The sequence below is a fragment of the Achromobacter marplatensis genome (assembly GCF_002209535.1).
Lineage (GTDB): Bacteria > Pseudomonadota > Gammaproteobacteria > Burkholderiales > Burkholderiaceae_B > Achromobacter > Achromobacter marplatensis.
Genome location: NZ_NJIG01000004.1, coordinates 484,802 through 505,300, shown reverse-complemented (window position 1 = coordinate 505,300; position 20,499 = coordinate 484,802). Strand labels below are relative to the sequence as shown.

16 protein-coding genes are annotated in these 20,499 nt (G+C 66.3%); all 16 read right to left on the bottom strand.

Features of this window, described 5'->3' with window-relative positions:
- Nucleotides 1-5: 5 nt before the first annotated feature.
- The gene (locus CEY09_RS12650; protein ID WP_088588855.1) at nt 6-707 is read right to left on the bottom strand and encodes a GntR family transcriptional regulator; all 702 of its coding nucleotides are present in this window, start codon (nt 705-707) and stop codon (nt 6-8) included.
- Nucleotides 708-717: 10 nt separating this feature from the next.
- Nucleotides 718-1,446, bottom strand: coding sequence for an SDR family NAD(P)-dependent oxidoreductase (locus CEY09_RS12645; RefSeq protein WP_234818280.1), 729 nt, complete (start codon nt 1,444-1,446; stop codon nt 718-720).
- On the bottom strand, nt 1,424-3,631 hold the full coding sequence (locus CEY09_RS12640; protein WP_088588853.1) for an alpha-ketoacid dehydrogenase subunit alpha/beta: 2,208 nt from the start codon (nt 3,629-3,631) through the stop codon (nt 1,424-1,426). Before CEY09_RS12640 ends, CEY09_RS12645 begins: the two co-directional genes overlap by 23 nt.
- 49 nt (nt 3,632-3,680) lie before the next feature.
- A complete protein-coding gene (locus tag CEY09_RS12635; protein WP_143219555.1) occupies nt 3,681-4,451 on the bottom strand; it encodes an SDR family NAD(P)-dependent oxidoreductase in 771 nt (256 codons plus the stop codon).
- A 221-nt stretch (nt 4,452-4,672) separates the two neighbouring features.
- Nucleotides 4,673-6,685 (bottom strand): TonB-dependent receptor domain-containing protein, encoded by a 2,013-nt coding sequence (locus CEY09_RS12630; protein WP_234818290.1) that lies wholly within the window; start codon nt 6,683-6,685, stop codon nt 4,673-4,675.
- Nucleotides 6,686-6,950: 265 nt separating this feature from the next.
- Nucleotides 6,951-8,000 (bottom strand): ABC transporter substrate-binding protein, encoded by a 1,050-nt coding sequence (locus tag CEY09_RS12625; RefSeq protein ID WP_088588851.1) that lies wholly within the window; start codon nt 7,998-8,000, stop codon nt 6,951-6,953.
- 93 nt (nt 8,001-8,093) lie between these two features.
- Complete coding sequence (locus tag CEY09_RS12620) at nt 8,094-9,071, bottom strand: CobW family GTP-binding protein (protein WP_088588850.1); 978 nt, start codon at nt 9,069-9,071, stop codon at nt 8,094-8,096.
- Between the two features lies 1 nt (nt 9,072).
- Complete coding sequence (locus tag CEY09_RS12615) at nt 9,073-10,731, bottom strand: amidohydrolase family protein (RefSeq protein WP_088588849.1); 1,659 nt, start codon at nt 10,729-10,731, stop codon at nt 9,073-9,075.
- 5 nt (nt 10,732-10,736) lie between these two features.
- Nucleotides 10,737-11,984, bottom strand: a complete 1,248-nt coding sequence (locus CEY09_RS12610) for a metal-dependent hydrolase family protein (protein WP_006227097.1) — start codon at nt 11,982-11,984, stop codon at nt 10,737-10,739.
- Nucleotides 11,985-12,010: 26 nt separating this feature from the next.
- Entirely contained in the window at nt 12,011-12,892 is an 882-nt protein-coding gene (locus CEY09_RS12605; RefSeq protein ID WP_088588848.1) for an ABC transporter permease, read from the bottom strand.
- An 8-nt stretch (nt 12,893-12,900) separates the two neighbouring features.
- Nucleotides 12,901-13,947, bottom strand: a complete 1,047-nt coding sequence (locus tag CEY09_RS12600; protein WP_088588847.1) for an ABC transporter ATP-binding protein — start codon at nt 13,945-13,947, stop codon at nt 12,901-12,903.
- A gap of 3 nt (nt 13,948-13,950) precedes the next feature.
- Nucleotides 13,951-14,814 carry an ABC transporter permease gene (locus CEY09_RS12595; RefSeq protein ID WP_234818279.1) on the bottom strand — a complete coding sequence of 288 codons (864 nt, stop codon included), beginning with the start codon at nt 14,812-14,814 and terminating at the stop codon, nt 13,951-13,953.
- 255 nt (nt 14,815-15,069) lie between these two features.
- On the bottom strand, nt 15,070-16,167 hold the full coding sequence (locus CEY09_RS12590; protein ID WP_377785527.1) for a M14 family metallopeptidase: 1,098 nt from the start codon (nt 16,165-16,167) through the stop codon (nt 15,070-15,072).
- Nucleotides 16,167-17,510, bottom strand: a complete 1,344-nt coding sequence (locus CEY09_RS12585) for an MFS transporter (protein WP_234818278.1) — start codon at nt 17,508-17,510, stop codon at nt 16,167-16,169. The genes CEY09_RS12590 and CEY09_RS12585 overlap by 1 nt, the downstream gene beginning before the upstream one ends.
- Nucleotides 17,511-17,930: 420 nt before the next feature.
- Nucleotides 17,931-19,049: a M14 family metallopeptidase gene (locus CEY09_RS12580; RefSeq protein WP_088588844.1), complete on the bottom strand. Its 1,119-nt coding sequence runs from the start codon at nt 19,047-19,049 to the stop codon at nt 17,931-17,933.
- Nucleotides 19,046-20,377, bottom strand: a complete 1,332-nt coding sequence (locus tag CEY09_RS12575) for an MFS transporter (protein WP_006227090.1) — start codon at nt 20,375-20,377, stop codon at nt 19,046-19,048. Before CEY09_RS12575 ends, CEY09_RS12580 begins: the two co-directional genes overlap by 4 nt.
- Between the last annotated feature and the right edge of the window lie 122 nt (nt 20,378-20,499).

Below are 20,499 nucleotides of genomic sequence, written 5' to 3'. Positions count from 1 at the left end.
TCGCTTCAGGTGATGGCCAAATTGCCCGTCTTCTCGATATAAGCCGCTGCATCGGAAATGTCCGCCACCACCGCGCCGCGTGCGCCATCGGCGTCGCGCCGCCGCAGCGCCGCCAGCAGCGCATCGTGGTGACTGAACGATTCCCAGCTTTCCGACTTCCGGTCCTTGCTGCTCATGCTGAGCGAGAACAGGGGCGCGATCTGCAGCCAGATGTTCTCGATCATCGTGACCAGCAGCGGCATCGCCGCCGCTTCGTACAGCGTGAAATGCAGGTTCCGGTTCGCTTCGATCGTCTTCAAGGTGTCGATCTTGCGCTGGTGCCCCAACTTGTCGAACTCGTGGGCGTGGCGTTCGATGCGCGCCACGGTCTCGTCGTTGATCACTTTGACGGCTTCGGCCGCGGCAAAACCTTCCAGACAGCACCGGATGCGCACGATCTCGCGAAACTTCGGCAGGCTGGGTTTCGGAACGCGCAGGCCGCGGCTGGGCAGCATTTCCAGCGCCCCTTCGGCCACCAGCTTGTTCACGGCTTCGCGCACCGGCATCGGGCTGGTGTTCAAGGCGGCGGCCAGGCCGCGCAAGGTGATCTTTTCCCCGGGCGGCACCGCGCCGCTCATCAGGAGCTGGCGCGTCTGTTGATAGATCTGGTCCGCGACGGTCACGCGTTCCTGCTTGTCGAGCAGGCCTTCCAGGATGCTGTTGTCCATGTTCTTGCGCCTAGTTCATGTAGACGCCACCGTTCACATCCAGCGTGGCGCCGCAAATGTAGCTTGCGCCATCCGAACATAAAAAGGCGATGGGCAAGGCGATCTCGCGGGGCTGGGCCATGCGTCGCAGAGGAATTCTATTCGCATCCAGGGCGGCGCCCTGCACCATGGCGGTGGCGGTCGCGCCCGGCGCCACGCTGTTGACGGTGATGCCCGACTCCGCCCCCTTGCGCGCCAGCCATTTCACGAAAGCGTGCGTGCCGCCTTTCGCCGCCACATAGTGGGGGCTGGCCGCCAGGCCGCCCATGCGCGCCGCCACGGACGACACCAGCACCATGCGGCCGCTGCCCTGCGGCGCCATCTTGGCCAGCGCCGCGCGGGTCAGGTGCATGACGCCCAGCAGGTTGATGTCGATGACCTGCCGGAACACGTCGTCCCAGCCGTCGGCGTTCCAGTCGTCCCAGGGGCAATAGCCCGCGTTGGCCACCAGCGCGTCCAGCCTGTCGAGGCGTTGGACGGCGGCTTCCGCCGCGGCGCGATCGGTCACGTCGAACGCGATCGCCTGTGCCGCCGATCCCTGCGCGCGCAATTCGGCGGCCAGGGCCTCAGGGGCTTCGCGGTCGGCCAGCACCAGCGCGGCGCCCTGTTCGGCGCAGACGCGTGCCGTCTCGCTGCCGATGCCGCCGGCCGCACCCGTGATCAGAATGGTTTTGCCTTCAAGCGCGTAGGGCACGGACATTTCCTTGTGTGAGGTCCAGGGCGCTGTCGCGCCGCATGGCGGCGATCAGCGTGCGTAGGTCGTCCTCGTCCGCCAGCGCCGCGCGCTCCAGCGCCTGCGACACCGTGGGCGGCGCCCAGCGGCCCGTGACGCGCTGCACCGGCTGGTCCAGATAGTCGAAATAGCGGCGCTGGATCTCGTCGGCGATCAGCGCGCCCAGGCTGGCGCCGCGCGTCGTCTGTTCGACGATCGCCACCCGGCCCGTCTTCATGACCGAACGCCCGATGGTGTCGTAGTCGATATCGCGCTGCGACAGCGTGCGCAGGTCGATGATGTCGGCGCGCACGCCGGTTTCCTCGACGACCTGCCGGCAGCGCTCGACCATGCTGAGCGTGGCCAGCAGCGTGATCTGGTCGCCTTCCTGCACGCGCTTGGCGCGGCCGATGGGAATGCAGTAGTCCAGGTCTTTCGGCACCAGCGTCTTGCGCTTGTGCAGCTCCTGCGGCTCGATTACCAGCACCGGGTCCTGGCAGCGCAGCGCGGAATTCATCAGGCCGACATAGTCGAAGGCGTTGGACGGCGCCACGATATGCCAGCCCGGAAACAGCGCGAACACGCCGGCCGGGTCCATGGAATGCTGCGAACCGTAGCCCTCCGCTCCCGGGATGCGCGTACGCAGCACCAGCGGCACGTTGGCCGTGCCGTTGAACAGGTGGCGGATCTTGCCCGCCTGGTTCAGCAGCTGGTCGCCCGCCACCAGGAAGAAGTCGCTGTACATCAGTTCCACCACCGGGCACAGGCCCGACAGCGCCGCGCCCGTGGCCAGGCCGCAGAAGCCGTTTTCAGTGATCGGGGTGTTCACCAGGCGGCCCGCGTAGGTGTCCGTCAACCCGCGCGTGGCGCCGACCGTGCCGCCGCCCATGTTGGCCACGTCTTCGCCGAACACGTAGATGCGATCGTCTTCGGCCATGCGCGCGCCCATGGTGCGCGACATGGCTTCGATGTAGGACAGGCTTTCCATGTCGTCCACATCGAAGTCTTCCGCCTCGGCAAAGCGCGCGCCGTCGAATTCACGCATGTCGCTGGTCAAATGATCGTCCACGCTGGCGGCTGCCGGCCACAGCGCGGCGCGGATACGGGTGGCGGATCCCGTGCCTTCCACGCAAGAGTCCGCGGCCGCTTCCACGGCCTCGGTGACGGTGGCGTCGATGGCAGCCAGGGTGTCGGCGTCCAGGATGCCGCGCGCGGTCAGTTCACGCTGCAGGAACAGCCAGGGATCGCGCGCCTTCCAGGCGTTTTCCTCGTCGCGCGTGCGGTAGCCGAAGGCGCTGCCGGGAATCGACGAGCTCTGATGGTAGTAGCGGTAGACCTCGGCCAGGATGAATGCCGGCCGCCCTTCGCGTTCGATATGCGCCTGCGCCCAGCGCGTGGCCAGCCAGACGGCGAAGGGGTTCATGCCGTCTACCTTGACGGCAGCGATGCCATGCGCCTGCGGACGCGTCAGCAGTTCGGTCTGGAACGTGGATTGCTCCACGCTCATCGACACCGCGTACTTGTTGTTCTCCAGGAAGAAGATCATGGGCAGGCCGTACAGCGCCGCCAGGTTCATGGCCTCGTGCGTGGCGCCCTGATGCACCGCGCCGTCGCCGAAGAACGTGACCATCAACTTGCCCGATCCGTGCTGTTTTTCCGCGAACGCGTGGCCGCAGGCGATGGGGATGCCGCCGGCGACGATGGCGTTGGTGCCCATGATGCCCAGGTCGGCGCGGCGCAGGTGCATGGAACCGCCGCGCCCGCCCGTCCAGCCGTCCTTCAAGCCCAGGATCTCGTGCATCAGGCCCTGGATCTCCTGGCGCATGCGCGGGGTGAGCCCGCTGGCGGCCGGGTCGAAGCCGTCTTCATACAGCGCATTGACCGCCTTGGCGACGCATTGGTGATGCGCGCGGTGCGTGCCGTTCATCAGCGTATCGATAGGCAGGGCCGCGACGCAGCCCGCCGCGCCGCCTTCCTGCCCGATGCTGGAATGCGCCGGCCCGTGCACCAGGTTCAGCTTATCCAGTTGCAGGATCTTTTCCTCGAAGCGGCGCGCCGCCAGGAACAAGGTCGTCAACCGCATGGCCTCGGCGCGCGTCAGCTGCGCCCAATCGCTGTCTTCCACCACCAGCGTGCGCGCTTCTGTCGTCTGCCCGATGTCCTCGAAAAGCATGTCTTCTCCTTGCGCAAGACCGGCCTCTGACGGGCCGGGAGCCTGCCGTTCAGATATGCGCGGTCACGCCGCCGTCCACCACCAGGCTTGCGCCCGTCACGAAGTCGGATGCGGTGCTGGCCAGGAACAACGTCGCGCCGACCAGGTCTTCGGGTTCGCCCCAGCGGCCCAGCGGCGTGGTGGCCACCACCCGTTCGGCGTGGCCGGAAATGTCCACCCGCGCCTGGCGCGACAGCGCCGTGTCGATCCAGCCCGGCTGGATCACGTTGACGGTGATGCCGTCCGCCGCCCAGGCGCACGCCAGCGAACGCGTCAGCTGCAGGACACCGCCCTTGCTGGCGGAATAGGCCGCCGTCACCGCGTTGGACGCCAGCGCCAGGATCGAGCCGATGTTGATGATCTTGCCCTTGCCGCGCAGGCTCATCGGCGCGTGCACGGCCTGGCACATGTTGAACGTGCCCTTGAGGTTGATGTCGACGATGCGGTCCCACACGTCTTCCGCGTACAGCTCGGGCCGCATGCGCGTATTGACGCCGGCGCAGTTGACCAGCACGTCCACGCCGCCGTAGCGCGCCACCACGTCGGCCACCGCGTCCGCGCAGGCCTCGCGGTTTTCCACGCTGAGCGCGATGGCTCCGGTCTTCACGCCGGATTCGCGCAGCTCGGACGCCAGCGCGTCCAGCTTTTCCCCCGCCAGGTCGGCCAGCACCAGCGTCGCGCCGCCTTGGGCGAAAGCCCGGCTGAGCGCAGCGCCGATACCGCCCGCGGCACCGGTAATCAAAACGATCTTGTCTCGAACACTGAATAGTTGTTGGGTCATGCCTGCTTCGCCGCTGCCCGCGTACCGGCGGTTGCCGGGCGCTATTTCTGATATGTGATCACAAATCTGATTCTAGGAACGGCATGTTCGGGCGTCAACAAGATCGGACTTGGGGTCTACCCGTAGAGGCTGTGCGCCCGCAGCGCAGCAAAAAAACGCCGGGGCGCATGGCCCCGGCGTCCGTCTTGCGGCCAGGCGTCCATCTCGGACGCCCTGCCTTGTCAGTACGTCATGCGCACGCCCAGCAGCACGCTGCGCCCGGGCAGCGGCGCCACCGACGAGATGAACGAGGCGTGGTTGTAGGCCAGCTTGTTCAACAGGTTGGTGCCGCGCAGATAGACCTCGTAGCCGGTCGCGCCGTAGCGGCCGCGGTAGGCGACCACGGCATTGACCTGGTTGTAGCCCGGGGTGCTGTCTTCGTACGACGCGATATCTTTTTGCGAGAACACGCGCGCGTATTCCACGCCGCCCGACCATTGCTGCCACGTCACGTTGCCGCGCACGCCCGCGCGCGCCGCCGGGATGCGCGGCAGATTGCCATCGCCGCCCGTCAGCTTGCCGCGCACATAGTCACCGAATACCGCCGCCGAGAACACCGGCGTGAACTGATGGCGCAGTTCGCCCTCGACACCCGTGAATTCCGCGTCGCGCTGCGTGTATTCGATCAGCCGGAAGTCTTCGTAGCGGTCGAGCGTGTTCGCGTAGATGTAGTTCTTCACGCGGTTGTGGAACACGCTGGCCGAGAACGTCGTGTCGCCCGAATGCTTGCGCAAGGTCAGGTCGATGTTGTGCGAGGTCTCGCGGCCAAGGTCTGCATTGCCCAGTTCGTACGTATTGGTGGCCAGGTGGACGCCGTCCGCATACAGCTCCTGCGCATTGGGCAGGCGTTGCGAGCGTGACAGCGACAGCGCCACGGAATACTGTGGCGCAAAGTCCCAGATGGCCGCGGCCGACAGCGACGTGCCCGACAGGCTGCTGCGCGAAGCGCCGCCCGACGGCGAGATGCGCTGCCAGTCCTGGCGCGCGCCCACTTCGAAGCGCCAGTCGTTCAGCTGGTATTCCTCCAGCACGAACAGGCCGTTGGACCGCGTCTTGCTGCGCGGCAGGAAGGCCTCTTCGCCTTCGGCGCGGAAATCGCTATAGGCGTTCTGCACGCCCACCACGCCCCGCCAGCCGGCGATGGGCTTGTGCTGCAGCTCCACCCGCAGGTCGTAGCCCTTGTTCTTGAAACGGGTGCCGACCTGGCCACCTTCGATCTCGTCGTGCTGGTAGTCGGTCAGGCCACCGCGCACGCGGATCTTCTCGAAGCCGGCAAAGGGGTCCTGGTACTCCGCGCGCAGGTCCAGGCGGTTGCTGCGCAGCTTCACGTACGGCACGCCGCCATGTTCATGCTCGTGATCATGGTCATGGCCTTCTTCTTCGTGGTCATGATCGTGCCCGCCGCAATGCAGATGCGTGCCGTGCGGGTGGCAGCCTTCGTATTCGTGGTTATGCCCCGGCAGGCCGTACTTGCTTTCCAGATGTGTGAAGGCCAGGCCGACGTATCCGCGCGGGGTGATCCACGACATCCCGACGGAGCCCTGGGTGGATTCGCTGTACGAACCTTCCAGCTTGCCGCCCGGCCAATCGGGCACGTCGTAGTCGCTGGTGCGCCGCTTCATCCCTTCAACGCGCACCGCGAACTGGCCTTCGCCCGCCGTGATGCCCACCGCACCCGCACGTTCCTTGGTACCGGTCGCGCCGCGCAGTTCGGCTTCGGCCTCGATGCCCTTTTCCGGCACCGCGGTGGGGATCTTCTTGTCCACGACGTTCACCACGCCGCCGATCGCGCCGCCGCCGTACAGCAGCGTCGCCGGGCCGCGCAGCACTTCGATCCGCTCGGCCAGCAGCGGTTCGACCGTCACCGCGTGGTCGGGGGAAATGCTGGACGCGTCCATGACTTCAGAACCGTCGGACAGCACTTTGACCCGCGGCGCGGTCTGGCCGCGGATCACCGGCCGGCTCGCGCCGCCGCCGAAGGTATCGCTGTTGACGCCGGGCAGGTTCTTCAGGGTCTCGCCCAAGGTGCCGGACCGCTGCTCGATCAGGGCATCGCCTTCGAGCACCGAGGCGGGCAACGTCGTGCTGTTCAAGTCCAGCCCCAGCGGGTTGGCGGACACGGTAATTGGGGCCAGCGTCTTGGCGCGATCGGACTCCGTTTCGGCCTCGGCCTGCGCGACCGGCGCGATCAGCATCAGTGAGCAGACCAGCGGTTTCAACGCCCCCCGGCGGCTGGCCCGCCGGGCCTTCGCCCCGCCTCTTTCCTCAACCGCCCCTAGCTTCTTGCCTTTCATCTTCGCTCTCTCAGATGTTATATCATTACAAATAGCTGACGAATGATATAACATTTCAAGATTGACGCAAGATGTCCAGGGTAGATTCATCGGCCGCCCATCGCAGACGGGGACCGATCTGCAATGTCCCTCCGGATGCGGACCGGCCGCATCCGGAAGCGGCGCCTCAACCCGCCTTGAATTCCTTGTTCCAGAATTCCAGCATGTCGGCCTTGCCTTCCGTCAGGCGCTTCAGGTCATAGGCGTGCAAGAGCTTCACTTCCGCCTCCGAGAAACCCACGCGCTTCAAGTTTTCCGGCAAGGACGCGTTGGTCACCGTGGGCGCATAGCCCATTTTTTCGGCGAAACCGATCTGGCCTTGCGGGTCCAGCATGGCGTTCAGGTATTCCCAGGCGGCGTCCTTGTTGCGGCTGTTCTTGGCGATGCCTGCCTCGAACGACACGGGCACCGAGCCCTCCTTGGGAATCACGAAACCCACCGGCAGGCCGCTGTCTTTCCATTGCAGCGCGCGCGCCTTCCACATGCACGCGATGGCGATCTCGCCAGACTTGAAGGCGGCCGCGACCGCCTCGTTGGACGGGTAGATGCGCGGCGCATTCGCCTTGAGCTTGGTCAGGAAGCGCTTGCCCCCGTCAAAACTCTTGGTGTCGCCGCCCGCGCCCAGGCCGACGAAGACGGCGTTGTACAGGTACAGGATGTCCGAAAAGCCCACCTGCCCTTTCAGTTTGGGGTCCAGCAACACTTCCAATGAATCCGGCGGCGTCGGGAATTTTTCGGTATTGTAGACCAGCGTCATCGCGCTGAAGATATGGGGGATCGAATACGCCGTCTTCAACGCGCCGATCGCATGCGCCAAGTTGGGCAGCTTCTTCGCGTCGATCGGTTCCAGCGTGCCGGAGCGCTCGGCGTCGTACATGTCGACTTCACCCAGCAGCGCCACGTCCATGCTGCCGCGCCGCGAATTCTTTTCGGCGCGCAACTTGGTCACGCGGCCCACGGCGTTGCCCGTGTCGTAGACGACTTTCACGCCTTGTTTGTCGACGATAGGGTTGATGATCTGCTGCAACAGGTTCTGGTAGTCGCCGCCCCAGGTCCCCACCACGATTTCTTTTTCGGCGGCGTGCGCCATGCCCGGCACCCAGCCCAAAGCGGGAGCGAGCGCCAAGCCGGAGGCGGTCTTGATGAAGCCACGGCGAGTCAGGTTTTTCTCTTGCATAACGACCTCGTATCGAAGGGGAACTGACGACTTGCTACGGTGCGGACGCGTGGCCGGCTGTGCCCGGCCGCGCGCCCCGGTACGAAAAGTGCTTCAGGCCAGCATGTCCACGGGCGCGTGCGGCGCGGACGCGCGGATCTCGCCCGCATCGATGTCGCGCGCGATCACGATGATGGCGTCGGGCGCATCGGGTTGCCGGGTCAGGCGTTGCGGCGCGCTGAAGGTGGTGCCCACCGATTGGATCAGGATGGGTTCGGCGCATTCGTTGACGCGCACCACCGCCTTGACCCGCAACAGGCGTTCGCCGCAAAGCCCGGCCAGGTTGTCCAGCCATTCTGAAAAATCCGTCCAGCTGATGCCCGCGTGGGCACGGGCCGCCATGACGCGGATGCGGGGGTGCGCGACCCCCTGCCCGCCCGCTGTCAGCATCCGCGCGGCCAGCCCCGCCAGATCCGCCACGCCTTGGGACGGGGCAAACGCGGCTTGCACGGCGCGCCGGCGGTCCGGGTCGGCAATGACGGCCGCCAAGGGGTTCAGGGCGGCGGCGCGCACGGCGCGTGCGTCCAGGGCGCCGTCGGGCAGCAAGTCCGTCTTGGTCAACACGATGCGGTGCGCGGCGCCGAACTGGGCCATGGCTTCGTCCATCTCGGCCAATGCGTCCGGGTCGCGCGCGCAGTCGTCGGTGCAGACCACCGTCAGCCGCAGGCCGCGGCGGGCCAGCTCAGGATCCGCCAGGGACGCGATGATGGGGCCGGGCCGCGACAAGCCGCTGCACTCCAGGATGACCCGCTGCAAGGGCCCTTCGCCGTCGGGGCGCGGCGCGTCCAGCAGCGCGCTCAAGGTATAGACCAGATCGCTGCGCAGCGAGCAGCACACGCAGCCGTTGGCCATCAGCGTCATCGGCACGTTGTCGCTGTCATTGGCGACGATGGCGCCGTCCACGCCAACCTCGCCCGCCTCGTTGACGATCACGCCCGTGTCGCGGGACGCCGGATCACGCAGGTAGTCCACCAGCAGCGTGGTCTTGCCGCTGCCCAGGAAGCCGCAAAGCAGGAAGAGGTCGACGGCCATGTCAGGATGCCTCTTGCCCGCCGTCGCAGGGCGAGCCTGCCGGCGATTCGCCGAACGGCGGGCGCTCGCCGTCCGGATCTTGCTCCCAGCTGTCCTTGACCATCTTGCGCACGTCGGCCAGCAGTTCGGCGGTGTCGTACACCACGCCCGATTTGATGGTGGTTTGCAGGCAGCGCTTCCATTCCACCTTGGCCGTGTCGTCGTTCAGGCGCATGGCGCCGGTGCCGAACAGCAGTTTGAAATCCGTCAGCGGATTCTGGTCGTGGATCAGCAGGTCGGCGCGCTTTTGCACGTCGATGGAGCCGGTGTCGTCATCGATGCCCAGCAGCGCGGCGCTTTGCGACGTGGCCGCGCGCAGCACTTCGATGGGATGGAACCCCGCTTCCTGCAGCAGTTCCAGTTCGCGCACGAAGCCGAAGCCGTAGATCTGGAAGATAAAGCCCGAATCGCTGCCGGCGCACACGCGGCCACCCAGGTTCTTGTATTCGTTGATGAACTGCATCCACAACCGGTAGTTCTGCTTCCACTCGATCTCGTTGGTGGTGCTCCAGCGGTACCAGTACGCGCCGTGCCCGCCGCGTTGCGGCTGGAAGTACTTCCAGACGGCCTTCCAGGTGTAGTCGTCGTGCCAGTCGGCGCGACGCGCGCGCATCAGGTCGCGGTTGGCGTCGTAGATGTTGAACGTGGGCACGAAGGTATGGCCCAGCTCCAGGAACTGGTCCATGACCTGGCGCCACTTGGCCGACCCCGGCTGCGCCGCCTGCATGAAGGTCTGGCCGGCGACGGCGAAGCGGTAGTACTCGTCGCTGTAGTTGTAGTCGGTGGGAAAGGACTGCACGATGCGGTCTTCGAACAGCGCTTCCGGCAAGCCGTAATAGTGTTCGGAACTGGTCAGCCCCCAGCGCGCGGACTTCAGCGCGTTCACCCGCGTGACCGCCATCTGCGCGTGATGGCAGCCGGACCGCAGCCCCAGCTGCGCGGCTTCGTCCAATGCCGCTTCCATGATGGCGGGCGGCGCGCCGAAGAACTTGATGCCGTCCGCGCCGCGCGCCGCCAGCTTGCGCACCCATTCGCGGCCCTGCTCCGGCGTGTGGATCGTCTTGACGCGGTCGTTCACGGCGGGGAACACGGAATGCACCACCATGCGCGGCGCCGCGATCTTGTTGGCGGCGGAAAGCTCGCGCTGCTCCATCGTCCAGCCCAGGCCGCCCATCGCGCCCATTTCGCGCACGGTCGTGACCCCATGCGCCAGCCACAATTTGTAGATGTAGTCGGCGGGCGGGACGATGCCGCTCATGGCGTGGTACGGCGTGCCGATGTGCGCGTGCGCATCGACGAATCCGGGGGTGACGAACTTTCCGTGGCAATCGATCTCGTGGTCACCGGGGCCGGGCCGGCGTTTGGGGTCGATAGCCTTATGCGGCGTGCCCACGTTGACCAGCGCGGTGATGCGGTCGTTCTCGATCACGATGTCCACCGGCCCCCAGGGCGGTGCGCCGGTACCGTCGATGATCGTCGCCCCGCGCAGGATCAGCCTGGGAAACGGGCCCAGGCCGCGGTCGCGCGAGACCGGTGCCGACGGCGGATGCCAGCCTTTGGCGGCGTTGACGTCGCGGGATTCCTCGCCGACTTCGGACTGCGAAAACGTGGGATCGCTCATGGCGCTTACACCCCCAGTGCGTTGTGTTCGATGACCCCGCCCTTCATGATCAGGGCCAGATGTTCGCCCTGCCCCAACAGGCAGGACAAGTCGCGGTACGGGTTGCCGTCCACCAGCAGCACGTCTGCCAAGGCGCCCGCCTGGATGCGGCCCAGCTGCCCCACCTGGTTCAGCACTTCGGCCGCGGTGGTGGTGGCGCACTGGATGACTTCCTGCGTGGACAGGACCTCGTTGCGGATACGGAATTCGTCGCTCTGCAAGCGCTGCGACGGCCCCAGCAGGTCCGATCCGTAGCCGATCTTCACACCCGCCTTCTTGTAGATTTCCAGCGAATGCAGGCCGGCGGTGCGCACCGTGGCAATCTTCGCCACCGAATCCGGCGGCAGGCCATAGTCGGCCCCTTCGTTGGCCAGCGCCTCGTACGTGACAAGCGTGGGCACCACGAACGCGCCCTTCTCGGCCATGAAGCGCGCCACGCGCTCGTCGACCAGGTTGCCGTGTTCGATCGTGCGCACGCCGTTGCGGATGGCACGCTCGATGGCATCGGCCGTGTACGAGTGCGCCATCACATAGGTCTGGCGGCTGGCGGCCTCGTCCACGATGACGCGGATCTCTTCCTCGGAATAGCCGAAGGACGCGATGGGGTCGGTGGGTGACGCCACGCCGCCCGAGGCCATCATCTTGATCTGGTCGGCGCCCATCTGCAGCTCCTGGCGCACGGCGCGGCGCACGTCGTCGATGCCGTCGGCCACGCGGCCGATGTCGCCGGCACGGAAACAGCAGCCGCAAAAGCTCATCGGACGCAGATGATCGGAACGCGGGCGCGGGTCGCCATGGCCGCCCGTCTGGCTGATGGCGCGGCCCGAGATGAAGAGACGCGGCCCCTTGACCGTGCCTTCGTTCACCGCGCATTTCAGCCCCCAGCCCGCACCGCCCGCATCGCGAACGGTAGTGAAGCCCCGGCGCAGCATCGCCGCCATGATGGGCACCGCGCGCATCATGACCAGCGCATCGGGCAGCACGCCTTGCGTGCTGAGGTTCAGCTGGGTCGCCAACACGTGCACGTGCAGGTCGATCAGCCCCGGCATCAGCGTGCGGCCCGCCGCGTCGATCACCTGCGCGGATGCGCTGGACAGGGGCTTGTCCGACACTTCCTTGATGAGGCCGTCCTCGACTAGCACGTGATGGCCTTCCAGTAGGTCGGCCTGCAAGGGATCAAGCAGGTTCGCGTTCTTGAACAATACGGATGCCATGAAAGTTCCTTGTTGGAAATGCGGGGTCAAGACGCCATGGTCTTGATGTAGCGTCGATGGATCAGCCAATTCGAGACCAGTGCGATGGCCAGCGTGCCGCACACCAGGATGACGGCCAGCGCCGCCCCGAACGGCCAGTTCGACGCGCGCGTGATCTGGTCGTAGAGCGCGGGCGCCATCATCGTCAGGCCGGATCCGCCCAGCAGCACGGGCGTGGCGTAGGCGTTCATGCACAGGATGAACACCAGCATCGTGCCGGCCGCCACGCCGGGCGCGGCGATCGGCAACACGATGCGGCGAAACGTCGTGAAGAAGCTGGCACCCACGTTGCGGGCGGCCTCCTCCACCGACAGGTCCATGCCTTCCAGCACGCTTTGCAGCGTCAGGATCAGGTACGGCATGACCACGGCGGTGGTGCCGATGACGACCGCGGTGGGCGTGTACATCAGGGTCAGCGGCTTGTCGATCAGCCCCAGCCCCTGCAGCACGGCGTTCACCACGCCTGCGTTGCCCAGCGCCACCATCCAGCCCGCCGCGCGCACCACGTTGCCCACCATCAGCGGGAACACCAGCAGGATCACGAACAGGCTCTTGTACCGGCTTTGCGTGCGCGCCAGGAAGTACGCCACCGGAAAGCCCAGCACCAGCGCCAGCACGGTGCACAGCCCGGCCACCCACAAGGTCGTGAAGAAGATGTCACGGTAGTAGGGGTCGCCGAAGAACTTGGCGTAGTTCTCGAAGGTGAAGGCGGTCTGCATCAGGTCCGCCGGATCGAAATGGTTGACGCTGTAGCGCGCCAGCTGGAGGATGGGGACCAGGATGATCACCAGCACCACCAGCGACGCCGGAAAGGCCAGCCCCGGCCCCAGCCAGCGGCTGGGCCGCCCGTCTTTTATCGCGGTTGTCATGGGGGCTCCTATTGCGTGAAGGCCACGCAGTCTTCGGGCTCGAAGCATGCGTAGACTCGCGCGCCCGGCGCCGGCTGGGCGCGGCCCGCGCCGCCGTTGACGATCTGGCTGATCATGCGATGGCCGCCTTCGAGCTGCACGCGCACTTCCAGCACCGACCCCAGGTACAACGACGATTCCACCACTCCGGCCAGCGCGTTGCCGCCTTCGGGCTGGGCGGCCAGCCGCACCCGTTCCGGCCGCACGCCCACGTGCGTGGCGCCGGCCCCGCCCGGCGTGGCGATGCGCTGGCCGGTGTCGGTGTGGAACTGGTTGTCGGCCTGCCCACGGCCCGTGAACACGTTCATCTTGCCCAGGAAGTCCGCCACGAAGAGATTGGCCGGACGCTCATACAGGGTGGCGGGCGCACCCACCTGCTGCACGATGCCGTCGTGCATGATGGCCATGCGGTCGGCGATCGCCAGCGCTTCTTCCTGGTCGTGCGTAACGAACACGGTCGTCAGACCCAGGCGCTGCTGCAGGGAACGGATCTCTTCGCGCACTTCCAGGCGCAGCTTGGCGTCCAGGTTGGACAGCGGCTCGTCAAGCAGGAACACCTTGGGCTCGATGGCAAGCGCGCGGGCGATCGCCACGCGTTGCTGCTGGCCGCCGGACAACTGCCGCGGATAGCGTTCGCGCAGTTCGGTCATGCGCACCATGTCCAGCACGCGGCGGATCTTGGCGTCGCGGTCGGCCTTGGGCACCTTGTGCATATCCAGCCCGAACGCCACGTTCTCGGCTACCGTCATGTGCGGAAACAGCGCATAGCGCTGGAACACCATGCCGGTGTCGCGCTTGTGCACGGGCAGCCGGGTCACGTCGGTCTCGCCGATGCGGATACGGCCCGCGGTCGGTGTGATGAAACCGGCGATCATGCGCAGCGTGGTGGTCTTGCCGCAGCCGCTGGGGCCCAGGAACGTCACCAGCTCGCCCTCGGCGATCTCCAGTGAAAAATCCGACACCGCCACCGCCGATCCGAACTGCTTGCGGATATTCTCGATTGAGACCTTCGCCATTTCTTACACCACCTGACTGAGTTTCACGTAGCGGTCGGTCACAAGCATGATGATCCCCAACAGCAAGATTTGCACCGAGGCCACCGAGGCGATGGTCGGGTCCAGATTGAATTCCAGGTACTGCATGATGGCGATCGGCAGCGTCGTTCGGCCCGGCCCCACCAGCGACAGCGACAGCTCCAGGTTTTCGAACGACACCACGAAACTGAACAGCGCCGCCGCCACGATGGACGGGCGCAGCATCGGCAGCGTCACGCGCATGAAGGCGACCGGCGCGCTGGCGCCGAGGTTGCGCGCGGCCTCTTCGATGGAGCCGTCCAGACCGGCCATGCCGGCGGTGACCAGGCGCACCGTCCACGGAATCGTCAGGCACACGTGCGCGATGACGAGACCGCCGAAGGTGCCGATGATGTCCTGGTCCAGCATCTCTTCGGCGCGCAGGTAGAACAGGTAGATGCCCACGCCCGCGACGATACCGGGGATCAGCAGCGGCGACAGCAGCAAGGTGTTGATGCCCTTGCTGCCCTGGAAGCGGTAACGGGCGATGCCCACCGCCGCCAGCACGCCCATCACCACGCCGATGGCGGCGGCCACCAGCGACACTTGCAGGCTGAACAGGAATCCGTTGGCGAACGCCGGGTTCTGCCACGCTTTCACGTACCAGGACAGCGTGTAGCCGGACGTGGGGAAGTAGAGGATGGCGTCCTTGAAGAAGCTCAGCCAGACCACCAGGACGATGGGGCAGAGCATGAACGCATACATGAGGACGACGAAAACGCGGTGCAGCCACGTTGCCCACGGGATCACGCGAATGGGCTTGATCCGGGCGGCCGTGACGGCCGAGTTCAAAGGAGGCGCGCTATGCAAATCCTGGTTCCTTGTCAGCGAGGTGCCGGCTCGGTTTGAAACTCCTCCGGTTAGAACTCTTCGGTTCGCTCGGTTAACCCAAGCATATCGATGGGTTGCTGCCCGGCTCAACTAGGGATAACCCAACACTGCACCGCACTTGCGGGTATTCCCTGGCGCAGCCGGCCGTGCAGGTGCAACCCGCTGCGACAGAAGGCCCGAAGCAGGTGCAACCCAGGGAATCCATACGGACTGCAGGGCCGGCGGAGCTTGGGCTCAGCGCGCGGCTACCAGCCCGCACAATGCTTGCAGCACGGCCACGCGGCTTTGCCCCAGCACCATGCCGTGCCAGTCCGAGGCATCGCAATAAAACGCGTCCAGAATGCCCTGCAGAATGTCCCGGCGCAGCGCGTCGTTGGCGTCAGGGTGCGCAAGCAGCCAATTACGGCCGCGCAACGCCTGCACCATGTCCGGCAACGGCACCGTGCCGAATTCAAGCGATATGGCGGCGGTGCTAGCCGCCGGACATGCCTCGTGCAAGAGCCCGCCGACGTACCCCGTCACGTCGGCCGACGCGGAACTGCCCAGGAAAGGCACGGCCAGGTCCGCCCCCCACCACTGCCTGGCCAGTGCCACGCCGGCGGCATCGCGCTTTCCGGCATAGATCTTTTCGCCGTGGCCGCGCGGGCCCAACCCCGTATGCACGTCGATCCACGCCACCTGCGTGCGCGCTGTGCCGGCATATTCGCCAAGGATGGACCGCAGATTCAGGAGCGATGCCGCCGGGCCGGTTCCTCCGTAGAACAGGCCATCGGGATGGGTATGCTGCCCCGCCGTCACGGCAGCCGCGTAGGCCTGCAGCCCCGCCTCGGCCACGTAGCGCGCAAGGTCCTGCTGATTTTTCCTGGACGGCGGCCACTCCTCGGGCAGCAGCAGGCCGTGTATCCCCGCATATCCGACATTGACCGGCAACGGTCCGCCATCGAATGGCTGCGCATTGCGGTTCAGGTCGATATTGCCCTCGTCTGTGCGGGCAAGCCACGAAAAACCATGGGGATTCACCGCGTGCACCAGCAGTAGCGCCACGCCGGCTCGCCGCGCCCGTTCCAGCATGGGCGCATCGTCAAGCAACGCCAACTGGCAGCCCGAACCGCAGAAACCTTCCACGCCATGGGTGGCCGAACTCACGATCAAGAGCCGACTGGCGCGCGGATCCCCGATCAGGGCAACGTCGGTTGCCAGCGCCTCGCCCTGGCGCCCTCGCGCATCGATGCCATAGGATTGGAAGTGCGTGGCCAGCGGCCTGGCCCGTGTTTCGAAGCGGCCGCGCGACTCGGCGTAGCTGCGGGAAAAATAGCGTGAGGCCGTCTGCATCATGCCTCCCGAGAATCGATATCTTGACCCGTACGGTCACGTATCCAGAACAGCGCGACCGTGGATAGCGCGACCGTCGCCATCAGATACCACGCGGGCGCCATCGGGCTCCCGGTCACATGCAAAAGCCAGGTCAGGAAGAACTGCGCGAACCCGCCGAACACCGAAATTCCCACCCCGTAGACGACGGACATCCCGGTCGCGCGCACGGCTTTCGGGAACAGTTCGGGCAACATCGTGATGACGGGCGTGGTCTGCAAGGCCAGCAACAGGCCCAGCACCGCGATAACCCCCATCAGACGGCCCGTGCTCGGCGCGGAAACCAGCCAGTGAAAGCTCGGCAGCAGAACGGCCACCGTCGCGGCGCGCGACCAGAAAATCACCCGCTTGCGCCCCACCCTGTCCGCCAGCATCCCGATGAAGGGCGCGGTCAGAAAGCCGATGGCGCCCACCACGACGCTGGCAGACAACGTGGACGTCGCCGGCAGGCCCAGTTCCCGGTTGGCGTAGGCCGGCATATAGAAGCTGATGATCTGCGCGCTGACCATGCCGCCAATCACCAGCAATACTCCCTTCAGCACGACCACCTTGTGCTCGGTGAACACGCGGCGCAGCGGCTGATGGCCCGTTCCGGCACGGCTGGCCTCGGGTCCAACAACGCCGGCCGCTACCGGCGCCAGCGTCTCTTCCAGGTTGCGGCGGATGTAGGCGCCGACGGGAACGGTCAATATGCCGATCACGAAGGGCAGGCGCCAGCCCCAAGCCTGCATCTGCTCAGGGCTCAACGCCGCGGTCAGAAGCGTCACCACCAGCGCGCCCAGCATGACGCCCAGGCATTGGCTTCCGAATTGCCAGCTGGAATAAAAGCCCCGCTTCGATGCCGGCGAATGTTCCACCAACAGCGTGGTTGACACCCCGACCTCGCCGCCTGCGGCAAAGCCCTGGATCAACCGGGCCAACACCATCATCACGGGCCCGGCCACCCCCATCTGCGCGTAGGTCGGCGCCGCGGCGATCAACGCACAGCCCGCCCCCATCAGCCAGAGCGTCAACGCCATTGCCGACCGCCTGCCGTGGCGGTCCGCATACGAACCGATCAGCATCCCGCCCACCGGGCGCATCAGGAAACCCACGCCGAACGTCGCGGTGGTCAGCAGCAACTGACCATAGCTGGACGCCTCGGGGAAGAACAGGGGCCCGATGACCAGCATCAGGAACGAAAAGACGGTGAAGTCGAAGAACTCCAACGCATTGCCGATCGTGGTGCCGGCGATAACCCGCCGGCGCATGGACGGTGAATAAAGCCCTTGGCCGCTGGCCCTCGGCATCGTGACAGTGGACATGCTCCTCCCCCTTATTGCGCTGCGCGACGGCAGGCCCCGAAGCCCGTGGATGGCGCCCGCAGCGTGGCACGCAATATACGGACGGCATTCGGCCGGGAGAAGCTCACTTTCTCAAGTTTCGATGGGTCCGGCATGCGCCGGCGCCGATCGGGCGTCAAGCATTCGAACGTCTTGACGCGCCGCCGCGTCCTCTCGCGGCGCATCGCGCCAGCGCAGTGCAACATCGGCCTCGCCGGGATGGGACAACCGGTTTTTCGCGGGGCTTTCCGTCTTCCTGGAATACGTTTTCGGCGATTTTGGCGCTGCGCAGCATCTTCGAAACGGCTGTCGGATCCGGGACATCTGGCGCGATGTCCCGGCGGGCCGCTGGGGTTCGACGATCGGCCTGATCGAGGTGAAAATCAGACCAAGCCGGGTTCGTCAGGCCGCCGCGGACGCTCCCAGCCCGGCGGATTCCAGCCCGCACAGCGCTTGCAGCACCGCCACGCGGCTTTGCCCCAGCACCATGCCGTGCCAGTCGTCGGTGGGGCAGTAGAACGCGTCCTGCGTGGCCTGCAGGATGTCGCGGCGCAGCGCCGCCGGCGCGTCCGGGTTGGCCCGCAGCCAGTTGCGGCCGCGCAGTGCCAGCACGATGTCGTCAAACGGCAAGGTGCCGTACTCCAGCGCCATCAGCGTCGGCGACGACTCGGGGCAGGCCTGGTAGATCAGGCCCGCCAGGTGGCCCGTGATGTCGACCGATGCCGACGTGCCCTGGAACGGCACGGCGATGTCCAGGCCCCACCACTGCCGCGCGCGCGCCACTTCGGCGTCGTTGCGCCGGCCCGCGTAGATCTTCTCGCCGTGCCCGCGCGGGCCCAGGCCCGTATGCACGTCGATCCACCCGATGTGGGCATGGCGGCTGGCCTGCGTTTGAAGGATGCGCCGCAGGTTCGCCAGCGATGCGGCAGGCGCCGCGCCACCATAGAACAGGCCATCGTCGTGCGTGTACTGGCCGCGCGACACGGCTTGCGCAAACGCGGCCTGCCCATGTTCGGCCACGTAGCGCGCGAGGTCCCGCTGGTTTTCTTCCGACGGCGGCCATTGCGCCGGCAGCAACAACGGATGCAGATCGCCATAGCCGGGATTAATAGGCAGCGGCTTACCGTCGAACGGCTGGGCGTTGCGGTTCAGGTCCACATTGCCCTCGTCCGTGCGGGCGATCCACGAAAAGCCGTAAGGATTCACGGCGTGCACCAGCAGCAACGCCACGCCCGCTTGGGCGGCGCGCTTGAGCATCGGCGCATCGTCCATCAATGCGGCCTGGCAGCCTGCGCCGCAGAACCCTTCCACGCCATGCGTGGCGGACGTCATGATCAGCAGGCGTTCGGCACCCGGGGCGCCAATCAGCGCCGTGTCGGTTGCCAGCGCCTCGCCTTCGCGGCCCACCGCCTCGATCGGGTAAGACTGCACGTGGGCGCCCAGGCGCGCGGCGTCGGACAGGAACCGCTCGCGCGATTCGGCGTAGCTGCGGGGGAAGTAGCTCGTACTGCTGGGCATCATGCCTCCTGCTTGTCGATTTCATGGCCGGTGCGGTCCTGGATCCAGAACAGCACCACGGTCGATAGCGTCACGGTCACCATCAAGTACCAGGCGGGGGCCATCGGATTGCCGGTGACGTGCAGCAGCCAGGTCACGAAAAACTGCGCGAAGCCGCCGAACACAGAGATGCCCAGCCCATACACCACGGACATCCCCGTCGTGCGTACCGCCTTCGGAAACAGTTCGGGCAGCATGGTGATGGTGGGCGCCGTCTGCAGCGCCAGCAGGATGGCCAGCAGCGCAATCACCGTCATCAGGCGCGCAGTGCTGGGCGCGGACACCAGCCATTGAAAGCACGGCAGCAACGCGCACACGGTCACCGCGCGCGACCAGAAGATGACCCGCTTGCGCCCGACCCGATCGGCCAGCATGCCGACAAACGGCGCCAGCACAAAACCGATGGCCCCCAGCACCACGCTGGCGAAGAGCGTGGAGGTGGCCGGCAGGCCCAGTTCCTTGCTGGCGTAGGCGGGCATGTAGAAGCCGATGATCTGCGCGCAGACCATGCCGCCGATCACCAGCAGGATGCCTTTGACGATCTGGGCCTTATGGTCGGCGAAGACGCGGCGCAGGGGCTGGTGGGTGGAGGCGGCGCGCGTCGCCGCGGGCGCCTGGGCGGGCTCCAGCGTTTCCTCCAGGTTGCGGCGAATGTAGGCGCCGACCGGCACGGTCAGGATGCCGATCACGAAAGGCACGCGCCAGCCCCAGTCCTGCATCTGTTCCTTGGTAAGCGCGGCCGTCAAGAGCGCCACGGTCAGCGCGCCCAGCATTACGCCCAGTGACTGGCTGCCGAACTGCCAACTGGAATAGAAGCCGCGCTGGTTCGCCGGCGCGTGCTCCACCAGCAGCGTCGTGGACGCACCCACCTCGCCGCCGGCGGCAAAGCCCTGGATCAAGCGCGCCAGCACCATCAGCACAGGCCCCATCACCCCCATCTGGGCGTAGGTGGGCGCCACCGCGATCAGCCCGCAGCCCAGCCCCATCAGCCACAAGGTCAGCGTCATGGCGGCGCGGCGGCCGTGGCGGTCGGCGTAGGAACCGATCAGCATGCCGCCCACCGGCCGCATCAGGAAGCCCACGCCGAAGGTGGCGGTGGTCAACAGCAACTGGCCATAACTGGAGGCGGCCGGAAAGAACAACGGCCCGATGACGAGCATCAGGAACGTGAACACGGTGAAGTCAAAGAACTCCAGAGCGTTGCCGATGGTGGTGCCGGCGATCACGCGCCGGCGCATCGTCGATGAATGCAGATCCTGCCGGCCAGGCGTGGCGGCGATGGCGATAGACATGTTTTCCCCTTGATGTCCGTGCCGGGGTGACCGTTCCGTGGACCCGGACGCTGTGACGACCCCGTGTGGATGAATATACGGATGGCGCACGATAAGGAAAAGACAGTATTTTTGTTCCAGTG

Excerpts from the sequence above, each read along its gene's own strand:
- CEY09_RS12650 (WP_088588855.1), bottom strand. The coding sequence starts at position 707 with ATGGACAACAGCATCCTGGAAGGCCTGCTCGACAAGCAGGAACGCGTG.
- CEY09_RS12645 (WP_234818280.1), bottom strand. The coding sequence starts at position 1,446 with ATGTCCGTGCCCTACGCGCTTGAAGGCAAAACCATTCTGATCACGGGT.
- CEY09_RS12640 (WP_088588853.1), bottom strand. The coding sequence starts at position 3,631 with ATGCTTTTCGAGGACATCGGGCAGACGACAGAAGCGCGCACGCTGGTG.
- CEY09_RS12635 (WP_143219555.1), bottom strand. The coding sequence starts at position 4,451 with ATGACCCAACAACTATTCAGTGTTCGAGACAAGATCGTTTTGATTACC.
- CEY09_RS12630 (WP_234818290.1), bottom strand. The coding sequence starts at position 6,685 with ATGCTGATCGCGCCGGTCGCGCAGGCCGAGGCCGAAACGGAGTCCGAT.
- CEY09_RS12625 (WP_088588851.1), bottom strand. The coding sequence starts at position 8,000 with ATGCAAGAGAAAAACCTGACTCGCCGTGGCTTCATCAAGACCGCCTCC.
- CEY09_RS12620 (WP_088588850.1), bottom strand. The coding sequence starts at position 9,071 with ATGGCCGTCGACCTCTTCCTGCTTTGCGGCTTCCTGGGCAGCGGCAAG.
- CEY09_RS12615 (WP_088588849.1), bottom strand. The coding sequence starts at position 10,731 with ATGAGCGATCCCACGTTTTCGCAGTCCGAAGTCGGCGAGGAATCCCGC.
- CEY09_RS12610 (WP_006227097.1), bottom strand. The coding sequence starts at position 11,984 with ATGGCATCCGTATTGTTCAAGAACGCGAACCTGCTTGATCCCTTGCAG.
- CEY09_RS12605 (WP_088588848.1), bottom strand. The coding sequence starts at position 12,892 with ATGACAACCGCGATAAAAGACGGGCGGCCCAGCCGCTGGCTGGGGCCG.
- CEY09_RS12600 (WP_088588847.1), bottom strand. The coding sequence starts at position 13,947 with ATGGCGAAGGTCTCAATCGAGAATATCCGCAAGCAGTTCGGATCGGCG.
- CEY09_RS12590 (WP_377785527.1), bottom strand. The coding sequence starts at position 16,167 with ATGCAGACGGCCTCACGCTATTTTTCCCGCAGCTACGCCGAGTCGCGC.
- CEY09_RS12585 (WP_234818278.1), bottom strand. The coding sequence starts at position 17,510 with ATGTCCACTGTCACGATGCCGAGGGCCAGCGGCCAAGGGCTTTATTCA.
- CEY09_RS12580 (WP_088588844.1), bottom strand. The coding sequence starts at position 19,049 with ATGATGCCCAGCAGTACGAGCTACTTCCCCCGCAGCTACGCCGAATCG.
- CEY09_RS12575 (WP_006227090.1), bottom strand. The coding sequence starts at position 20,377 with ATGTCTATCGCCATCGCCGCCACGCCTGGCCGGCAGGATCTGCATTCA.